Source organism: Janthinobacterium sp. GW822-FHT07A03 (assembly GCF_058798815.1).
Window position 1 is genome coordinate 426,159 of the sequence record NZ_JBXAKW010000006.1, and the last position, 18,873, is coordinate 445,031.

General features: G+C 53.8%; 19 protein-coding genes. 12 read left to right on the top strand and 7 right to left on the bottom strand.

From position 1 onward, the window contains the following. The first annotated feature begins 7 nt into the window (after positions 1-7). Together vioE and AC1RJW_RS19440 are read left to right on the top strand one after the other, a co-directional pair. A complete protein-coding gene (gene vioE / locus AC1RJW_RS19435) occupies positions 8-589 on the top strand; it encodes a violacein biosynthesis enzyme VioE (protein ID WP_493046437.1) in 582 nt (193 codons plus the stop codon). Positions 590-679: 90 nt separating this feature from the next. Further along, positions 680-1,843, top strand: coding sequence for an MFS transporter (locus AC1RJW_RS19440; protein ID WP_493046438.1), 1,164 nt, complete (start codon positions 680-682; stop codon positions 1,841-1,843). 688 nt (positions 1,844-2,531) lie between these two features. On the opposite strand, the gene AC1RJW_RS19445 is transcribed toward AC1RJW_RS19440, so the two are convergent. Beyond that, on the bottom strand, positions 2,532-3,107 hold the full coding sequence (locus AC1RJW_RS19445) for a hypothetical protein (RefSeq protein WP_493046439.1): 576 nt from the start codon (positions 3,105-3,107) through the stop codon (positions 2,532-2,534). Between the two features lie 282 nt (positions 3,108-3,389). Here AC1RJW_RS19445 and AC1RJW_RS19450 point away from each other — a divergent pair, with 282 nt between their 5' ends. The 4 genes from AC1RJW_RS19450 (at position 3,390) to AC1RJW_RS19465 (ending at position 6,827) form a co-directional block, all read left to right on the top strand. Then, complete coding sequence (locus AC1RJW_RS19450) at positions 3,390-3,860, top strand: pyridoxamine 5'-phosphate oxidase family protein (protein ID WP_493046440.1); 471 nt, start codon at positions 3,390-3,392, stop codon at positions 3,858-3,860. Between the two features lie 100 nt (positions 3,861-3,960). Further along, positions 3,961-4,749 carry a universal stress protein gene (locus tag AC1RJW_RS19455; protein ID WP_493046441.1) on the top strand — a complete coding sequence of 263 codons (789 nt, stop codon included), beginning with the start codon at positions 3,961-3,963 and terminating at the stop codon, positions 4,747-4,749. 200 nt (positions 4,750-4,949) lie between these two features. Then, the gene (locus tag AC1RJW_RS19460; protein ID WP_493046442.1) at positions 4,950-5,321 is read left to right on the top strand and encodes a hypothetical protein; all 372 of its coding nucleotides are present in this window, start codon (positions 4,950-4,952) and stop codon (positions 5,319-5,321) included. 669 nt (positions 5,322-5,990) lie between these two features. Further along, positions 5,991-6,827: a universal stress protein gene (locus tag AC1RJW_RS19465; RefSeq protein ID WP_493046443.1), complete on the top strand. Its 837-nt coding sequence runs from the start codon at positions 5,991-5,993 to the stop codon at positions 6,825-6,827. A 37-nt stretch (positions 6,828-6,864) separates the two neighbouring features. Here AC1RJW_RS19465 and AC1RJW_RS19470 read toward each other — a convergent pair whose 3' ends face one another. The 3 genes from AC1RJW_RS19470 to AC1RJW_RS19480 form a co-directional block, all read right to left on the bottom strand. Continuing rightward, the gene (locus AC1RJW_RS19470; RefSeq protein WP_493046444.1) at positions 6,865-7,512 is read right to left on the bottom strand and encodes a SagB/ThcOx family dehydrogenase; all 648 of its coding nucleotides are present in this window, start codon (positions 7,510-7,512) and stop codon (positions 6,865-6,867) included. Positions 7,513-7,613: 101 nt separating this feature from the next. Further along, positions 7,614-8,663, bottom strand: coding sequence for a zinc-dependent alcohol dehydrogenase family protein (locus tag AC1RJW_RS19475; RefSeq protein WP_493046445.1), 1,050 nt, complete (start codon positions 8,661-8,663; stop codon positions 7,614-7,616). Between the two features lie 87 nt (positions 8,664-8,750). Continuing rightward, complete coding sequence (locus tag AC1RJW_RS19480) at positions 8,751-9,203, bottom strand: Hsp20/alpha crystallin family protein (protein ID WP_493046446.1); 453 nt, start codon at positions 9,201-9,203, stop codon at positions 8,751-8,753. Positions 9,204-9,527: 324 nt separating this feature from the next. On the opposite strand from AC1RJW_RS19480, the gene AC1RJW_RS19485 reads away from it, so the two are divergent. The 4 genes from AC1RJW_RS19485 to AC1RJW_RS19500 all read left to right on the top strand — a co-directional run bounded on the left by AC1RJW_RS19485 (position 9,528) and on the right by AC1RJW_RS19500 (position 12,465). After that, complete coding sequence (locus AC1RJW_RS19485) at positions 9,528-10,259, top strand: lipid-binding SYLF domain-containing protein (protein WP_493046447.1); 732 nt, start codon at positions 9,528-9,530, stop codon at positions 10,257-10,259. A gap of 103 nt (positions 10,260-10,362) precedes the next feature. Continuing rightward, a complete protein-coding gene (locus tag AC1RJW_RS19490) occupies positions 10,363-11,076 on the top strand; it encodes a helix-turn-helix domain-containing protein (protein ID WP_493046448.1) in 714 nt (237 codons plus the stop codon). Positions 11,077-11,079: 3 nt separating this feature from the next. Beyond that, complete coding sequence (locus AC1RJW_RS19495) at positions 11,080-11,865, top strand: Crp/Fnr family transcriptional regulator (protein ID WP_493046449.1); 786 nt, start codon at positions 11,080-11,082, stop codon at positions 11,863-11,865. 156 nt (positions 11,866-12,021) lie between these two features. Further along, on the top strand, positions 12,022-12,465 hold the full coding sequence (locus AC1RJW_RS19500; RefSeq protein WP_493046450.1) for a universal stress protein: 444 nt from the start codon (positions 12,022-12,024) through the stop codon (positions 12,463-12,465). A 228-nt stretch (positions 12,466-12,693) separates the two neighbouring features. On the opposite strand, the gene AC1RJW_RS19505 is transcribed toward AC1RJW_RS19500, so the two are convergent. Continuing rightward, positions 12,694-13,410 (bottom strand): response regulator, encoded by a 717-nt coding sequence (locus AC1RJW_RS19505; protein WP_493046451.1) that lies wholly within the window; start codon positions 13,408-13,410, stop codon positions 12,694-12,696. Between the two features lie 358 nt (positions 13,411-13,768). On the opposite strand from AC1RJW_RS19505, the gene AC1RJW_RS19510 reads away from it, so the two are divergent. Next, complete coding sequence (locus AC1RJW_RS19510; RefSeq protein ID WP_493046452.1) at positions 13,769-14,494, top strand: helix-turn-helix domain-containing protein; 726 nt, start codon at positions 13,769-13,771, stop codon at positions 14,492-14,494. 216 nt (positions 14,495-14,710) lie between these two features. On the opposite strand, the gene AC1RJW_RS19515 is transcribed toward AC1RJW_RS19510, so the two are convergent. Together AC1RJW_RS19515 and AC1RJW_RS19520 are read right to left on the bottom strand one after the other, a co-directional pair. Beyond that, positions 14,711-15,370 (bottom strand): response regulator, encoded by a 660-nt coding sequence (locus tag AC1RJW_RS19515; RefSeq protein ID WP_493046453.1) that lies wholly within the window; start codon positions 15,368-15,370, stop codon positions 14,711-14,713. After that, entirely contained in the window at positions 15,367-17,001 is a 1,635-nt protein-coding gene (locus tag AC1RJW_RS19520; RefSeq protein WP_493046454.1) for a PAS domain-containing sensor histidine kinase, read from the bottom strand. Before AC1RJW_RS19520 ends, AC1RJW_RS19515 begins: the two co-directional genes overlap by 4 nt. 1,236 nt (positions 17,002-18,237) lie before the next feature. On the opposite strand from AC1RJW_RS19520, the gene AC1RJW_RS19525 reads away from it, so the two are divergent. After that, the gene (locus AC1RJW_RS19525; protein ID WP_493046455.1) at positions 18,238-18,570 is read left to right on the top strand and encodes a hypothetical protein; all 333 of its coding nucleotides are present in this window, start codon (positions 18,238-18,240) and stop codon (positions 18,568-18,570) included. Positions 18,571-18,873: the final 303 nt, after the last annotated feature.

Sequence of the window (18,873 nt, forward strand, 5' to 3'; positions counted from 1 at the left end):
AGCTGCCATGCCGACACACCTCGCCCCGCCGCTGCTGCCGCTGCAATGGAGCAGCGCCTATATCTCCTACTGGACACCGATACAGGAGAACGACCAGGTCACGTCCGGCTATTGCTGGTTCGACTATGCACGCAACATCTGCCGCATCGATGGCCTGTTCAATCCCTGGCCGGAAAAGGAACATGGACACCTGCTGTGGATGTCGGAAATCGGCGACGCCAGGCGTGAACAAAGCCGCAAGCAGAAAGTGGCCTACACGAGGCAGGCGAAGGCGACTGGCGAGCAGCTGCACGGCACCGCGCTGGCCGATGAGGTGACACCGTTCCATGACCTGTTCCTGCCGCAAGCGGTGCTGCAGGACGGCGGTGCCCGTCACGACGGCAGCCACAGCGTGCTGGGCCGGGAGGCGGACGCCTGGGTAGTGGAACGAGCGGGCAAACCGCCCTCGGTCTTTTACCTGGAGGCCGGTGGCAACCGCCTGCTGCGCATGGTCACGGGCAACGACCCGCAGCACCCGTCGGTACGCGACTTTCCCAACCTGTTTGTCGGTGACATTCCGGACAGCGTCTTTACGTCTTGCAACACCTGACCAGCACGTGGCGCGCGCCAGGGCCGCATGCGGCAGTCGCGCGCGCCACGCTTGCAGGTGCTTTAGTCATTACTCTCGAAGGATATTGCCATGCCGCTGGTTGTTTACATTTTGGGGTTGACGATCTTTTCGTTAACCACCTCCGAATTCATGGTGGCGGGCATGATGCCGTCGCTGGCCCTGGCCATGGACGAACCGGTGACACGGATCGGCTATCTGATCTCGCTCTATGCCATGGGCATGGTCATCGGCGGGCCGCTGAGCACCATCGTCCTGCTCAAGCTGCGCGTGCCGAACAAGCAGGGACTGCTGTGGCTGCTGGGCTTTTATGTCCTGGCCCAATCCGTCGCCGCGTCCGCCACCAGCTATGACATCCTGGCCATCGCGCGGGTGGTCACGGGCGTGGCCGCCGCCACCTGTTTTGGCCTGTCCCTGGCGATCTGTGCCGACATCGTCAGCCCCAACGTGCGCGGACGCGCCGCCGCCGTCGTGATCGGCGGCCTCATGCTCGCTTCCGTGGTGGGCGTGCCGGTCGCCACGCTCATCGACCAGCACCTGGGATGGCGCGCCAGCTTCTGGCTGGTGGTGCTGCTGGCGCTCTTGTGCCTGGCCCTCATCACCGTACTGGTGCCGCGCGCCAAGCCGTCCGAAGTCGTCAGCCTCGGCAATGAACTGGGGGAGTTCCGCAACCGCCACCTGTGGGCAGCGTATGCCAGCAGCGGCCTCATCATCGGCGCGATTTTCGCGGCGTTCAGCTATTTCGCGGCCATCCTGACGGAAATTACCGGCTTTCCAGCGTCCGCTATCCCCTGGCTGCTGGGTGTCTACGGCATCGCCAACGTGGTGGGCAACGGCGTGGTCGGCCGTTACGCAGACCGCTATACCATCCTCATCATGGTCTGGGGCATGGTCATCCTGAGCATCAGCCTGGCGCTGTTCGCCGTCTTTGCTCACGACAAAACCATCAGCGTCGCCTTGCTGGTCGTCATGGGCCTGGTCGGCATGTCGATGAATCCCGCCATCATCGCCCGCGTGATGAAGACCGCCCACCCAGGATCGCTGGTCAACACGGTGCACACCTCCGTCATCAACATCGGCCTGGGTGCCGGCTCCTGGCTCGGCGGCCTCGGCATCGCCGCCGGCTACGGCCTGCGCTCCCCCCTGTGGGTCGGTGTCGCGCTGGCAGTGCTTGGCCTCATCAGCTTGCTGCCCTACCTCGGGCACAGGTCACGCGATTCGGTGCTGTCACATTAGCGGCTGGCGGCGCGGTTGGCATTGCCAACCGTCCGTTAGCGTTATCTGCGTGCAATAAAAAAGCCGACCACATAATGTAATGTGTCGGCTTTGATACAAGTACTTGATTGTCTTGCGAATTCTTGGTGGGAAGTGCAAGTTTCGAATTAGAAACAAAGTAACCATAGATCACAATAGCCTACGACAGCGAGGGGCAAAATCAGGTAACTTCCGGTATCTTTTTCGCTAAAGTGATCTGACGCCATCTTCCATTGCCCCAAGTTTGCCCCAAGTTTCACCGAAAGTATCACAACCATATGAAGATAAAAAAGTGAAACAACAGAGGTATTTTAACAATTTTTCAGCATTTCCATTTCAGACATCGACCGCTCATGTTTCTCACCAGAATTAGTGCGGCTCAGAAAGTCTCACAGACTTGAACATCGGTGACAATTCAACAGAGCTTGATCTCAATAATTCCCACTCGATGGTCAATGAGGTAGTCAAGTTACTGATTTTTCTTGGATTTTTTGAGCTATTGCTGTTCGATACCATCGAAAATACCATCATTAACAACTTGGTCTTCACCACTTTCATACCATGCTCATGGTCAGGACATGCGAAGAGGAGTATTGACCACATCAGACCGGCAGTATGAACGCCGGCTCACAAATGACAACCGTTTTTTCCAGGTCATCACGTCCCTCGTTTAGCGAGGTCGGCAAGCAGGATCCAGTTCCCCGGGATAGGCAGCCACATCGCCATAATCAATGCCCTGCCCGGAACGGGCATGCATGAGTGCGATACTCGCCGGATGGTTGATCGTATACCAGTACTGCTCGGTACGAACCACTACTTCACGCACATACGCGAGTAAGCCAGTGGCGTAGGCGTAGTACTGGCAATTGAGCATCTCCAGCACATTCAAATACGCCTGATCGTTGCGGTGATACACAAAAAAGTCATAACGTCGCACGCGGGGGATACGACACAGGGGGGCACAGGCAAGCTGGTAGAGACTGACCGCCAGATCCAGCAAAAACAACGGAATGACTGGCATATAGACGATCGAAAGCAACACGATACGGCGCCATTGCACTTGCCTCAGGTAGGGGATCAGCCCAGTCCTCTGGCGCTGCCACTGGTCGTATCCCGTACGTGCCAGCAAAAGACGGCACGGCGTCAATCCGCCGTTGACTGACTTGCGCTGGAACCTCACCTCCTGCTCAAGTTCCTGTTCCAGCTGTCTGATCCTGGCCTGCAGTTCATGGATACGTTTGTTCATGACACGCCTCAAACAAGAAAGAGCAGCATTTGCCAGCCACGACCCGTTCACTTTAACGGTCAAGCAAAGGATCGTCTGTGGATGAATTTGATAAGCATCAACATAACCAGTACAAAGTCCACTCGAGCGTGCCCCATCTTGCCGAAGTTAACTCTGCCGTCCCTCCAGAAATAGTTTTTAATTGGGTAATCACGGCCCGGCAAGTTGCAAAGCATGCTGCACTTTCCTAATATGAAAGGTCTGGCGCCTGGCGCCGCATATGCATTGCTTCCGGGAGCAGCCATGACGCCACTGGACCCACCCCACCACCAGCGCATTCTGGATCTGCTGGACGCCGCGCACGATCTGACATTGGCCACCCTGCGCCCGGATGGCTATCCACAAGCGACAGTGATTAATTATGTGCATGACGATCTGATCCTGTATTCGTGCATTGGTCTGGGCAGTCAAAAGGCGCACAATATCCGCCAACATGACAAGGTCTCTCTGACCATTACCCCACCCTATCAGGACTGGGATCATATCCGGGGCCTGTCGATGGCAGGCAATGCCATCCTTGTCCATGAGGCCGACGAAACGGCACATGTAGCCGACCTGTTGCTGTTTCATTTCCCACAACTGCGACAGCTCATCAATGCAAACGCTGCGCCACCGTGGCCCGGCTTGGTATTTGTGCGCATCACTCCCAGCGTGATCTCCATACTGAACTATGAACTGGGTTTCGGCCACACCGATTTGTTTGAAGTCACTTGACCCACGATGTCATTAATTGTGGGGAACTACATGATGTAAATCATGATTTTTTCGCGCGGAATTTGTTAGGCTGCCTTCATCCATCCAACAGGTGCCCGCCATGAACTATAAAACGATCGTTGTCCATGTTGATGCAACGCCTCAGGCTCACGAACGTACCGTGTTGGCAGGCATAATTGCCCGCAGTCAGCAGGCCCACCTGATCGGTACTGCAACGGCGCCACTGTCGAACCTGTATGAGGCCAGCCGCCGCATAATAGGAGCACTCGAGCGCTTTGACACCCATTCCCGATCTCTCGATGTATCCTGCGAGCGGCGCTTGAGCGACCATGATATCCAAACGAACCTGATACTGCAGGCACGGCAGGCAGACTTGCTCGTGCTGAGCCAAAGCAGCACAGACCACGACGACAGCGGCCTGCCCCCGGATTTGCCTGAACATGTGGCCCTTCATTCCGGCAGGCCGGTCCTGATTGTGCCATGCACGGGCACCTACCTGCATCTGGATCAGCACGCGCTGGTCGCCTGGGATGGCAGCCGGGCGGCCACCCGCGCCGTCGCCGATGCGCTGCCGCTGCTACGCCACAGCCAGCGCGTCACTTTAGTCATGGTCAATCCATCTCCACAGTCCAGCATCCATGCGGGAAAACCTGGTGCCGATATTGCGATATTTCTTGCGCGCCATGACATTCAGGTTCAGGTCATGGCACACACGGCCGCAATCGGTACGTCAGTGGGTGAAGCCCTGCTATCACTGACGGAAAAGCTGCATGCCGACCTTCTGGTGATGGGCGCTTATGGCCATCCTCGCTGGAATGAAATAGTGCTTGGCGGCGCCACGCGCACGCTGCTGCGGTCGATGACACTGCCGGTGCTGATGTCTCACTAGGGCTGCTGGTAACGGACACGGATTGCGTTATCCAACAATGCGACATGAGCGGGCCTCCTCAATAGAAATTACCCAGCCGTTTGATAAATGTCATTTGTACTTTTTCTATTTTCAACTTGCCCCCCTAAACTAAATCAGTTGACACCTCACTACTTTGATACCGTTTTTTCATGTCACGACAGACCAATCTGGAGAAAACTATGCCTGATGTAAACACCAACACGCCGGAACAACTCCACCAGGACACGAAGCATTCCCTGATGAATCGCTACAACGCGATAGCGCAGCACACGCTCGACTGTAGTACCGAGATATCTCGTCTGAATATCCGCTACGCTCAGGAATTGTCGGAGGCCAACATAGACACCATGCTGCTGTGCATGCAAAACTGTAGTCTGGCTCGCCGTTACGAATTGGGATTTGGCTATCTGAAACCACATGTTTCGGCCAACAATGTTTACCGGTCAAACTTGTTCAAGATCATGCTTGACATGCAAAACTCCATACTGGAAGGTGCCAATGCAACGGTATCCGACTACTCTGACGAGTTGCAAAAAATTGCCGTATCCTAGACATGCAACCAATCCAACACGCGTGATCTTCCCCGCTGGTCCTGCAGCGCGGCTCCCGGCGGTTATCGAGAATATGAACGCCTGCTCGCAGTTGCCCCACGATACTGTCCGTCCAGTCGACATTGGACAACGTGTACACGGCGCAGTTTCCCTTGGCGCCGAGGCGGTATACACGGACCTGACAGTAGATGAAGCGCTACGGCATGCACTGATCTGCGAAGAATTGCTGGAGCGTGAACCAATCGAAGTTGTATGGGCATACTGTGTGGCGCAGCACGTCCTACCGCCATGTAACATCACAATACGGGAATTCACCAGGCGCAAGCAACAGCAAGCGGAAAGCGCCGAAAAACTGTGCGACTACGGTTGGTGGATAAAGCGCCTGAAACTACGCAATGCGAGGATGGCCCTTCAGCAGCGCTAACGCCCCGCCACGACGCGCACTGCCTGTCTGGGGGCACGACACTGGCAGTGCGCCAGCTTGTCATGATCGTCCCAACGGCATGCCCACGCATACGATCTGTGTAGAACTGACGGACGTGGCCATTCTTCCGGAAAGGCATTAAATGTCAATATTACATGATCAGGATCAATTGATACCCTGACAACGCAACATAAATCAAGTAACTTGGTCCTACCGTTCGAATGCAATCTTCCCGGGAGTCGGCCATGTACAAAACCATTCTCATGTATGCCGACCAGTTTTCCGGCTTTGAACGACGCCTGGAAGTCGCGGCCGCACTGGCGCAGGAGTATGGGGCCCACCTGATCGGCACGGCAGCCAGCGGTGGCGCGCAACTCGACTATATTGTGTATGGTGTGGCCGCACTCACTCCCCTGTTGCAATTCGACTATGAACCGATGCGCAAAGCAGCCCAGGAACAACTTCGGCAATTCGATGGTCATTGTCGCCGCTTGGGCGTGGCGTCGTACGAAACGCGTTTTCAAGACAGTCATGCTGCCGACGCATTGATACTGCAGTCGCTCTATTGCGACCTGATTGTGACTGGCCAAAGCGATCTGAGCGATCCAGGCCTCGTCTGGTCCACACGGCTGCCCGGGTATCTCGCAATGCACAGCCCCCGGCCCCTGCTGGTTATCCCGGATGGCGATGGGCCGGTAGCAGTTCCCGGGCGCTCCATCGTCATTGGCTGGAATGCAAGTCCTGAAGCGAGCCGCGCTGTGGCTGGGGCCATGCCCCTGTTACTGCGCGCTCAACGGGTGCAGATTATGGTACTCAATCCACATGTGGGGAAGCAGCACGGCGACGAGCCTGGAGCGGACCTGGCGCGCTATCTGCTTCGCCACGGGATCCCGGTTGAAGTGAACTGCCACGACAATGTCACGGAGTCTGCCACCACTCTGTGTAGTCGCGCGCTGAACAGTGGGGCTGACCTGATTGTCGCGGGTGCGTATGGCCGTAGCCGCTTCCATGAATGGATACTGGGTGGCACCACGCATAGCTTGCTAAGCCAGAGCAGAGTACCGCTGCTGTTGTCGCACTAAGCACTTGCTCGGTAGCTGCGTGCATGCTTGCATTTTCTCACAGAGAGGCAGGCGGCGGCGACTGCGAAACCAGAGGATAGCCAACAGATTGCGCCAGCATCACATGCTGTCCCGCCGTCAATGCCATGGCTTCAGCAAGCTCTTCTTGATCAAACCATCCGCGCGCAACGGCAGCCAACCCTTCTGCGGCGCAAAACAGGTAAACATTCTGGCTGATATGGCCGACATCAAGTGCGGCAAAGAGCAACTGCTTGGCCTGCTCCTCGGGAGGCATGCGCGACAAATTGGCGACATAAAGCAGATTGACCGGAGCCCTGGCCACGAAATCCTGCTTGCCGGTCAACGGCCGCATATCGACGGAACTTTGCTGCATCAGTGCCGGCGCCTGCGCATCATAGCGGTATAGACCGCTTGCCATCGCAATATAAATATCAATTTCCTGCGCATTACAGACAGAAGGTGCAGTTCTATGGCCTGAAGTCTCACGATTGCAGCCGTTTGCGGCCCATAGTAAACGCGAGAGCCTGTACCACGAGAGCTCGCGTTCGCTGAATTCGCGCTGCGAACCGCGCAGCTTTAGTATTTCAATCAGCGCCATACCCAGTACATTGATGTCGGCATCCAGTTCAAATGAGGCCGGTCCCATCAATGGCAAAAGCTCACTCTCCTGCACAGTTCTACTCACCACGCCTCCATTTCACGCTACACGGCCGTCCCGCCGATTGCCGCAGACGCCAGGGCAGCCAGGGCTGCGATGGTGTGTCAAACATGGTGGTGATTATCCGCTCAACATACATGATTGGCCGCAATAATGACTTTCAATACCCGTGCACTAAGCGCATCAGCAAACAATGCATAGGCGTCGACGATGTCCTTCAGCATAAAGCGGTGAGTAATCAGACCTGATACATCGAGTCGTCCGGACTGCACCGCCTTCAGCAACTGTGGGATGGTGGTGGTGTCCACCAGACGAGTAGTGATCGTGATATTTTTCGACCAAAGTTGTTCCAGATGCAAATCTGCCGGACGATAATGCACCCCCACATTGGCGACCGTACCGCCAGGCGCAATGATATCTGTACACAATTTGAACGTGGCGGGAGTCCCGACCGCCTCTATCGCCGTGTCAACGCCGCGTCCACCTGTCAGCCCCAATACTGCGATGACGGCAGCGCGCTCAACTGCCCGCACCGTGTGACTTGCAGCAAACTGGCGGCTCACTTCGAGACGATGTGGATCAACTTCGACCATGATAATGCTGGATGGAGCGAAAAACTGGGCGGTCATCAATGCGGCCAGGCCGACAGGACCGGCCCCCACGATCGCAACGCTGCTGCCAGGCTGGATATTGCCATTGAGCACGCCACATTCGAAACCTGTTGGCAAAATTTCGCTAAGCATGACCAAGGAATCTTCATCGACATCGGGTGGAATCCTGTACAGACTCGTGTCCGCAAAAGGAATCCGCACATACTCGGCCTGAGTGCCATCAATTTTATGCCCCAGTATCCAGCCCCCATCGACACAGTGCGAACTCATGCCACGCTGACAGTACTCGCAACGGCCACAGGAACTGATACAGGAAATCAGCACACCATCACCGGGGCGAAAACCCGTGACAGCACTGCCCACCGAATCAATCACGCCTATGCCCTCATGGCCCAAGGTTGTGCCCGGAAGGCAAGTGGGCACTTTCCCTTTCAGGATATCCAAATCAGTTCCGCAGATCGTGGTCTTGCTGATCCGGACGATAGCATCAGTCGGAAACCGTATTACTGGAATTGGCTTGTTCCACAGTACCGGATCGCCCGGAACTTCATACACCAGCGCGCGCATACCTTACTCCCCATTTTGCACTGCAGACGATAGTCCATCAAGGCTAGTGCACATGCATAACTGCGCGCATGACTGGTACATTTCTCATCAAGAACCAATGATCAATTTCTTCACAGCACTATTTTTTCGTTTTGGCAGTGTCAACTCAAGCACACCGTCACGGTACTTGGCAACGGACTTGGCGTCATCGATATCTTGTCCCAGCGAAAAACTGCGGAAATATTGCCCGACGTAACGCTCACGACGAAGCATCGTCTCGCCCTCAGCCTCCGAGTTCTCCTGCTTCGTCTCAGCTGAGATCGAAATGCGATTGCCATCGATACCCACGGATATTTCTTCCAGCTTAAAACCTGGCAGTTCGGCCTTGACGCGATACGCTTGATCACTTTCAGTGACGTCGATCCGAATCTGGGATGGCCGCGCAAAATCCTTGAGAGCATGTTTGAAACCCATGTCCCGGAAGAAATCATCTATGTTGCGCAGGGAATCGATGCTGGCCAGGTCGCGGAACGGATCGAAATGGGTCAGATGGTTTGCCATGGTTCCTTCTCCTTAGTCAAGCTATTGACTGCTCATCAACGCGAACGCGGCATTCTCGTCCGTCATGTTTCAATATAAATCGCCAGCTACTGTTTGTCTGTTTGACAAATGATCTTCGTCAAAAATGTCAGCAATCGATCGCAGACAAACGATTTAGTCTTGCAACATGCACAGAATACCCATCCAGATTCCTTGAACAATCATGGGCATTGCTTTACGTATGCAAAAATATTCCCCTGATACCTTGATGTAGATCATGGCAAGCGACCTGTGCCCGGCTGTAGTGTGCAAGGAAGTTATCTACACGTCAGCAGGAGAACGGCCATGATGATCTACATTAAACCTGTCGGGATACTGCTTTGCGGCGCCTTGCTCGCCAGTTCGCCGGCCATCGTTCAATCCCAGGAGGTGGATACCCGCGCGACGGAACTGGACAGAGCAGCAGCACAGCTTGAAGCAGCGGCAAATCGGCATGTAGATGAGGCACGCACTGCCATCGTCATTTTGGCGAAAGATCCTGTGATGGCCGAAGCAATACAGTGGTCGACCGGCATATTCATTCTTCCATCCTACCGCCGCGCTGCACTGGCCATCGGCGCGAGCGGCGGTACCGGCGTCCTGTTGCGCAAACGCGAGGACGGAAAATGGAGCTCCCCCGCATTTTTTACTCTGGGAGAGCTCAGTGTCGGACTGCAAGTAGGTGCAGTAGCGGGACCATTCGCTTTCGTCCTGCTCAATGACAAGGCCATTCAGCGGTTCACGCAGCGAAATAATTTCTCCATGGGTGCCGATACGGGACTCACTGTCGCCAATTGGAAAAGGGTTGCCCGCGGGTCAATTGGCAAAGGAGACGTGATTGCCTGGTCAAGCGCAAGAGGGATCTTTGCCGATGTGGCAGCCGTGAGCGTGGATGATATCCGCTACGATGAAAAAATGACTGATGCTTACTATCACAGGAAGTTGTCGGCCAACGACGTGCTCAGCGACCATGTGAGCAACAATCAGGCGCAAGGTCTGCAACAGGCGCTTGGCGCAGTCAGTGCGCCGAACAAATAGAGTAACAATAGCCGCCTGCCCGCCGCCGCGGATGCACGAGCTGTTCCGGTCAAGCGCCACATCAACACAGGGTCAGTATTGTTGACTCGCCTGCCCAGGAGGAATGATGCACAACGACACAGCCCCCGCCGCCCATTCGGCTCGCGCCTTTGGCGTGCGTCAATCTGACAGTGAGCGAATCGATGGTCGCTGCAACCGGGTACGACGCAAGGCGTTCCTGTATCGTGCCGGCGATCCCGTTGCCGAATGCGTATTTGCCGTACGCTACGGAAGTTTCAAGCACTACCGCGCCGATGGAACTGGTGCACAAAAAATCACCTGCTTTCCCGTATGCGGCGACTTCCTGGCACTCGATAGTATTGGGCAGACAAAACATCTTTGTACGGCCATCGCGATGGAGGACAGTGAAGTGTGCGAGATTGGCTACGCCACATTGCGCCAGCAGCCGCTCTTGTTCCATAGTCTCATCCGTCAAAATATTCTGGATATCCGCAATACCTCTCTACAACTATATCGCAGTCCGGCGGAACAGCGCCTCGCCACCTTCTTGCTCCGTCTTGCCCGGCAGTATGGTCAACAGGGCGACGCGGCGACACGCTATCGCTTGCCGATGTCACGCCCCGACATCGCCAACTATCTGCACCTTGCCCCGGAAAGTGTCAGCAGACTCCTGCACCATTTCAAACTGGCCGGCCTCATTTTGCTTGAAAACCGGGACATCGTTATCACGGATCTGTCAGCACTTGAACAGATGGCACTTGCGAATGGCCACCGCGCCACCTTTAGTGCGGAGCTTAGCCACTGTATGGGGAGTTGACACATGTCCACGGCAGCCCATCTCACTGATGACGGGACGAAGCCCTTCTCATGCCTCGATTGCCACGTCCGCGAACGATGTTTGCCTGCAGGCATGAACGATACGGACTGCGCCAAGGTCGAAGGATTCATACTGCAGCAGCATCACCTACGGCGGGGGGCAACCCTGCAAAGCATACATGAACAGGTACTGGGGCGCCTGTATGCCATTCGCCATGGCCAGTTTAAATCCTATCAATTGGACCATCGAGGAGAGCAGTGCATTACCAGACTGTCAGGTAGTGGCGACTTGTTGGGACTCGACAGCATTAGCCTTAAGCACTATACGGATACCACGACAGCTGTCTGCGACAGCATAGTATGCGAGTTTTCTTATGTACAGCTGGTAGAAACGGGCCAGCACTTTCCTGGACTCTTCTTGCGCCTGGAACAGATGCTGAGCAAGGAACTGGCTCGACTGCAAGACCTTACTCTCCTGCTCAGATATGACCACGCAGAACAAAAGTTCGCTCAGTTCCTGTTGCAGCTGGTTTGGAAAGAGACACAACAAAATGGCAAGGGGCCATACCTGGACCTCGAGTTATCGCGTAAAGAAGTTGCGGATTATCTAAGTCTGACCCATGCAACCATCGCCAGACTGCTAAGCCGCCTGCAGCGGCTTGGCATCCTGTCAGTGAGACATCGTCATCTTCAGTTGCTCGACAAGCCAGCCTTGAAGCAGATCGCTGCGGGGCAATATGCTCCATCTCAAGCGACGCCTGAAAGCACACTGGCACATGCAATATTCTGAGTATCGGAAACATCGCCATGGCACCATGAATGAGCATTGACATACGTTGGACAACTATTACGGTTGTCAATGCACGTTGGATTGATCCTGATCATGGTTGTGCCAGAGTATCAGCGCCACATTCTCATTCCCCGTCAAAAATAGAAGGTGAGCAATATGTTCAAACACATACTCGTCCCCACCGATGGCTTGCCAGCTTCCAGGCCGGCCATTCTTTCAGCCATCGCGCTGGCATACTCCTGTGGCGCCCGCATCACCGGCATACATGTAGTACCCGACTTTCACGTCTTGACTCCGGATCCCGACATGCTCGAAGCGACGCGTGGCAGCTACCTGGAAGATAGTGTCGCCGCTGGTGGCAGGATACTCAATTTCATCACTGAGCGTGCTCGCGAAGTCGGCGTCGAATGCACCACTATTCTGAAACGCTCCGATCACCCTCATCAGAAAATACTCGACGCTGCCAAGGAAAATGGCTGCGACTTGATCGCGATGGCACCCCATAGCAAGTTCGGCATGAAAGACGTGTTGCTAGGGAGCGAAACCCACAAAGTATTGTTACACAGTCCAGTGCCGGTACTGGTGCTCCGCGCTGCGTAATCCAACCAGGTCCGGCGCTAGGGAGCAGCGTCCCCATCAAGAGCGTCTTCCGCCGTGATGCACAGCCACGCCCAAGGAGACGTCTCCTCTTCAGCTCTCCATGAGTGCTGATGGGAAAGTAATGCGCCACACGTCGGCTGGCGCTCATGGAGCAGACAATGAGCGGCGGTATTTCCATCGAAAAAATGGTAGCCTGATATCACGGTACTCCTGCAACACCATTCCCGCTTACAGCATGCCATGCTCCAGCGCATAGCGCGTCAATTCAGCGTTGCAAGACATCTCCATCTTGCTCAGAATGCGCGCGCGGTAACTCGTCACAGTATTGGGGCTCAGCTGCAGCATTGCCCCGATGCGTACCAGCGATTCGCCTGCGGCAATCAGCAGGAAGACCTCCATTTCACGCTCCGATAACGCCTCATGCACCCCGCTCGCCCCCTTCTTTCCGATCAGCGTTGTCAGCCGCTCCGTCAACGCTGCACTAATATACCGGCCACCGGATGCCGCCTTGCGCACTGCCTCGATCAAGATGCCCGTCGACACATCCTTGGTCAGGTAGCCTGCCGCTCCCAGGCGCAGTGCACGCAAGGCGTAGACTTCCTCTGAATATGTGCTCAGCATCAGTACGGCCATACCGGGCTTCACGACACGCAACGATTTCAAGAGGTCCAGGCCGTTCTTGCCAGGCATGACGATATCGACCAGGGCAACGTCAAATTCCTCGCTGGCGACACGCTCAACGGCTTCCTGAAAATTCGTTGCCTCGCCGCCGATGCGGATGTCTGGTGCCATACTCAGCATTAAGCTGACGCCATTGCGCACTATGGCATGATCGTCAACCAACAGCACACGAATGCCTTCCGCCTCCATAGCCCGCATCCATTCAGTGAAAAACAGCATTTTATTTTCCGCTGAACTGGCAACCACGTCAACGGATGCTTCCATGCCATCGGAAGGACATGCATGCAAGGACAATCAAGTTGGTCCAGCAAAACATCGGAGCGATGAACAATCTTGAAATCTGGTGCCCCCTGTTTGCCGTCCGTAGGTGATCCCCCACATCAACGCACCAGATAAATCACTACGCAAAGCTAGGTCTTTATCTTATATCGGGCGAACACATCCGCGCACATACTATGTCAAGAGGGAATCAGAAGAAAAATCAACTCCTTGACACCACTTGCCAGGACTGGGGAAGTAAATGAATGCATTCCACACTTTACTCTCGTTACGAGAGACCTCCCATTCTCCAACCAGTACGTGCGCTAAATGCAGCTCCCGGATTCGTTGTCTACCGTCCGGTTTGGATGAGCGCTATATAACGCAACTCGACAAGATCATCGGCAAACGTCGCTGGATAGAACGGAACGATCTGCTCTTCCGTGTCGGCGAACCATTTCAAAACTTGTATATTATTCATTGCGGCCAGTTCAAGACATTTCAGGATAATATGCGTGGAAAACAGCATGTCACCGGCTTCCATATGGCTGGTGAGTTACTTGGGATGAGCGCGATCAGCAGCGGTTTCCAGGATAACAATGCCATGGCGCTCGAAGATAGCGAAGTATGTGAAGTTCCTTTCCTGCGCCTGCAAGAACTATGCGCTGAAGTCCCGGTACTGCAGCAGCACTTCCACAGGATGCTGAGCGATGAAATTAATCGCGAGCAACGCATTATGCGCTTCCTGGGTAGCAGGGCCGAACAGCGTTTCGCCATTTTCCTGCTTGACCTGTCGGCGCGCTATGCCGCGAGAGGATACTCAAGTAGCCACTTTCAAGTACTCATGTCACGCGAAGACATAGGAAACTATATGGGGCTGACCATGGAAAGCGTCAGCCGCCTGATGTCGAAGTTCAGGAAAAATGGCTGGATTGACACAGATGGAAAGAATCTGCGTATATGCGATTACGGCGCCATCGAAACAATCGCCAACGACGACGACATCGAAGCGCAAGATATCGCCACAACATTGTCGCGCAAAGCCAAGGCAAGACAGCCCCTCAGCTCAAAAGCAACGGCCAATCATTGACCCCCCATACCGTCCTGCCTTCAAGCGCGGCGCGCCGATACGCATACCGCCATCAGCTTGCATTTCAAGCCACTGTATCGCCTTCGCGCTGGCCCAACATCTGAATCTGCCCCAGGCATTGCCAAGCGCTTCATACAGTTATGCTCAACCGTAGTCGCATTTGGGCGGCATCACAGATGGCGCCATTCCCAATGAAGGATGTCATCCATTACCCATCTAGCTATCGCCGAGAATTGATGGACCTATGCCATTTTCTATGGCAAAGCGGGTAAGTTGCACATTATTCTTGGCGCCCGTCTTTTCCAGCAAGCGGGTTCGATAGGTAGCAATAGTATTGGGACTCAAATGCAACATCTGCGCGATGCTGCCGAGATCTTCACCTGCGGCCAGCAAACGCAATACCTCCAGCTCCCGGTCCGACAACTTCTCATAGCAGCTCAGCGCGCTGCCACCAATCATATTTGCAATCTTGTCCGTCACAGCCGGGGTAATGTATTTCCCCCCGGCCGCGGCCTTGTATACTGCCCCAACCAGGACTGCGGCACTGCTGTTCTTGGTCAAGTAACCGGCTGCGCCATACTGCAATGCCCGCACTGCATACACTGTCTCGGCATACATGGACAACATCAGCACAGCAAGACGTGGCCACTCACGCCGCAGGCGTTTGAGCAACTGCAAACCATTTTGATCCGACAAGCCGATATCGATGATCGCGACGTCGAACGGTTGCGACTGTAGCAAATCGAGCGCAGCATGCGCAGTCTCGGCCTCCCCCGCGACATCTATGCCGTCATCCATGCCAAGCATCAAACGAATGCCTTTACGAGCGACAATATGATCATCCACAAGCAAGACGCGAATTTTCCGGGATGTCATATGCCCACCTGCAATGGCAAGCGCAACATAACGAGTGTTCCATGTGCGAGAGGAATGAAGCGGATATCGCCGCCAAAATGGCGTGCTCGTTCGGACATGCCTGTTAGCCCCCATGAACTGGACGTTGATAAGATATCCATGTCAATCCCCTTGCCATCATCCTCTATTTCCAGAGTGATCGCTCCCTGTTCATGATGGATACGAATATTGACCTGCGTCGCGTTTGCGTGACGTAAGACGTTGGTCAACGCCTCCTGCAGGATGCGAAACAATGCCGTGCTGCGCTCAGGATCGATGTCCAACAAAGCCGTTTCCGTATCAATACAAACCTGACATACCAGCCCTGCTCTCGAGGCTACCTCTGCCGCGTGCCACTCCAGTGCCGCCCATACACCGAGTTGATCAAGAACACTGGGCCGTAATTCGGTGATCACCTTGCGCACGGTGTCGGCTGCGGTGTCGAGCAAGGTACAGGCATCCGTCAGTCTGGACTGCAGTGCTCCCCCATTCTGTTGATCCTGAAAAAGGGCAACCGATATCTGCGCCTTGATACCGCTCAAGACACTGCCTAATTCATCATGCATTTCCCGCGCGATTCGAATCCGCTCTTGCTCCTTGGTATGTTCTTGATGTGCAACGAGCTTTCGCAGTTTCTCATGCGATAGTTCCAGCGCACGCAATGCCAGCTTGCGGATGCTGATATCCTCGACCATACCGACATACTGCTGGGCAAGCCCAGATGCGTCACGCAGCAGAGTAGCGCTCAGTACAGTCCAGACTGCATGGCCATCGCTGTGCAAGTAACGCTTCTCGATACGATAATGAGACAACTCACCGCGGTACAGGCGCTGCGCATGCTCTATGCTGGCAGTCAAATCGTCTGGATGCGTCAGACCAAGGTATCCCATTGTTAAAAGCTGCGGCTCGGAGTAGCCCAGCATCTCGCACAGCGCCTGGTTAACCTTGATCCAAGTGCCATGCATATCTGCCATAATCATGCCGACAGAAGAATTTTCAAACGCCCCGCGAAAACGTTCCTCGCTGGTGCGCAACTTCGTGGCAGCCACGGTACGTTCATTGATATCGTTCAAAACCAACAATACGACGCCGGGCGCAAAGTGCTTTTGCGTAACTTTGGCCTCCAGCATTGCCCAGAACGGGTCCGCGCCTTCCCTTCTCATGCGCAGCACAGAGGAACAGGACGTATCACCGTCGAACAGGCGCCGCCGCAAGAAATAAAAGATATCCTGGTCATCCTCGAAGATGAAGCGCGTGAACGGCTGCCCCAGCAGCGTCTGCGGAGAGACCGCTAACAAACTTGAGGCTGTCAGGTTCGAATGGATGATCACACCAGTGGCATCCATACTGATGTAACCGACCGGAGCCTGCTCATACAAATGGCAATATAGCTCGCTGGTACTCCTTAGCTGCTCCTGGGTGCGACATAGATCTTCGTTCTGCATTTCGAGTTCGATCTTTTGCACGCTCAATTCATGATGCATTTTTTGCAACTTCATGGATAACAGCGCCTGATCCGCCGAACCAGACGCTCCCTGCCCCTGTTTAAGTTGCCGCTCAGCTTGTTGACGTAGTATTTTCCAATACTGGTCTATCTGAAAGGGTGTCGCCAAGTATCTATTTCGCCATTTATTCATATATTTGACAAGTGTCCCCTATGATGTTTCGCTACATGCCGGTGCCATCTTGGATGACCGGCAATCAGGACGCGAAGTTGAGGATTATCAAATTTTAATTAATTAAACAATAACACAAAGATAGAGCAGGTGATATATTTTAGACTGAAAAAAATACAACAGTTAAGCGATCAAATTCCCATCTGTCTTCAATTTTTCCCTTGGCTAACAAATATTTACCCCGTTCAATACTTTCCAATCTCCCACATGAAAGTGATGACAGCATACAATAATTGATGCATTAATTGTATTAACCCATATTTAAATATCACAATAAATTTCCATCAGGAATAATATTATTTAACAATTCATAAGATTAACATAAAAATAACCACGAAGAAAATGAAATTTATTTGAAATATTTCACAATTACTTTGACAGATCAGATCGACGTTCTGCGATATCGCTGATATCCATATGTCAAATGCAGCATATCAATCTTGACATAGATCAATAGTAAACCTCATTAGATACTTGCAGAAAACACACGTATTGATCTATCGCAAATCATCTTTTAATTTCATTGGAAATATTTTTAAAAATAATTTATATAACAATAACAAAATTTCCGAAAAGGCACCAAGGCACTCACCGGACATATCATGCATAAATGCATCAACAACGTCCTTCCGTGCTGGTAGATTTCCTCGCCTGAGGCTGAACTGTATCTGAATCGCAAACGCATCAGATTCCTGGATACGGACTGTAGCCGTGCCGTTCTGCGCACGAGTTCTGGGTGATGGGTCCGCGCACGTAGGCATCAGAGCAGCAAAGGCTGCACCTCCAGGCGCTGACAAGCTGTCTTTTCTGTAGGGGCGGCCAGTAGCAGATACAGCAAAAGGCCGCTGCAGGGGGGGAGCCACTGACTGAGGCATGCTTCCTATCAAAAGCAGCGTAAAAGGATAGCAACACCGAGTACTCGATGCTCAAGTGACATTGATAGGCAAAAACAAGTCAGACCTGCCCGCGGATGCGCCGGCCTCGTTCAAGTCACTCATCCACGGCTGCAGGCGGAGAAACTATCTTTCGTTTGCGGCATCTGGATAGCACAATCATGCGCGGGATCTATCTGTAGCCATGAATATCGGCCAATGTGACACTGAGCGGTAGCAATCCATGGCCGGAATCTACCTGGAAGCACCCCGGTCCGCGTGTGATCTTGACGAGTCCCTCATGCTTGACCTCGACATAGGCGGCGCCCTCCCCCACCAAGGTGGTAGCCAAGCGCAAATGGCCGTGCAACAAAAGATAATCACTGCCGTTCCGAACTACCCAGATATCCGTCAGCATGGAGAGCATTCCTTTCATGACATAGCGTTACCACTCGCGCGATGCAATACATTGGATCAGCACATGCCGTCTGTATTGCAGGTGAATGAGTACTGTATCGCTGGGTGTGCCCAACGTCACTGCGAACGTATGATCTACATCAATGATTCATGTAGGAAAGGCCTTTTAGCAACAACCATGCAATTTCTGTATAACAAGCGCAATAAGAAAAAATAAATTTTCTTCCGCCGCACCATTTCCATACTAACCACATATTTTCTAGTGGAAATCGTTTTGATGACCGATATTTGGTGGGGAGATGGAAATTTGGAATGAAAAGAAATCAGAAACTGGTGTTGCCGACTCGGTCGAAACCGCCTTGAAACGGTTCCGGCACGCAATCATGTACCTCGTGGGCTGCATGAGGGATGGTAAGCGATCAGTAAACAACTCAACTGCCGAGATGGCTAACTTCAGGCCGCAAAGACAGTGGCCCTGGTTCTTGAGGAAGAAGGCATTCCAGGGCCAGCGAATGCTTCC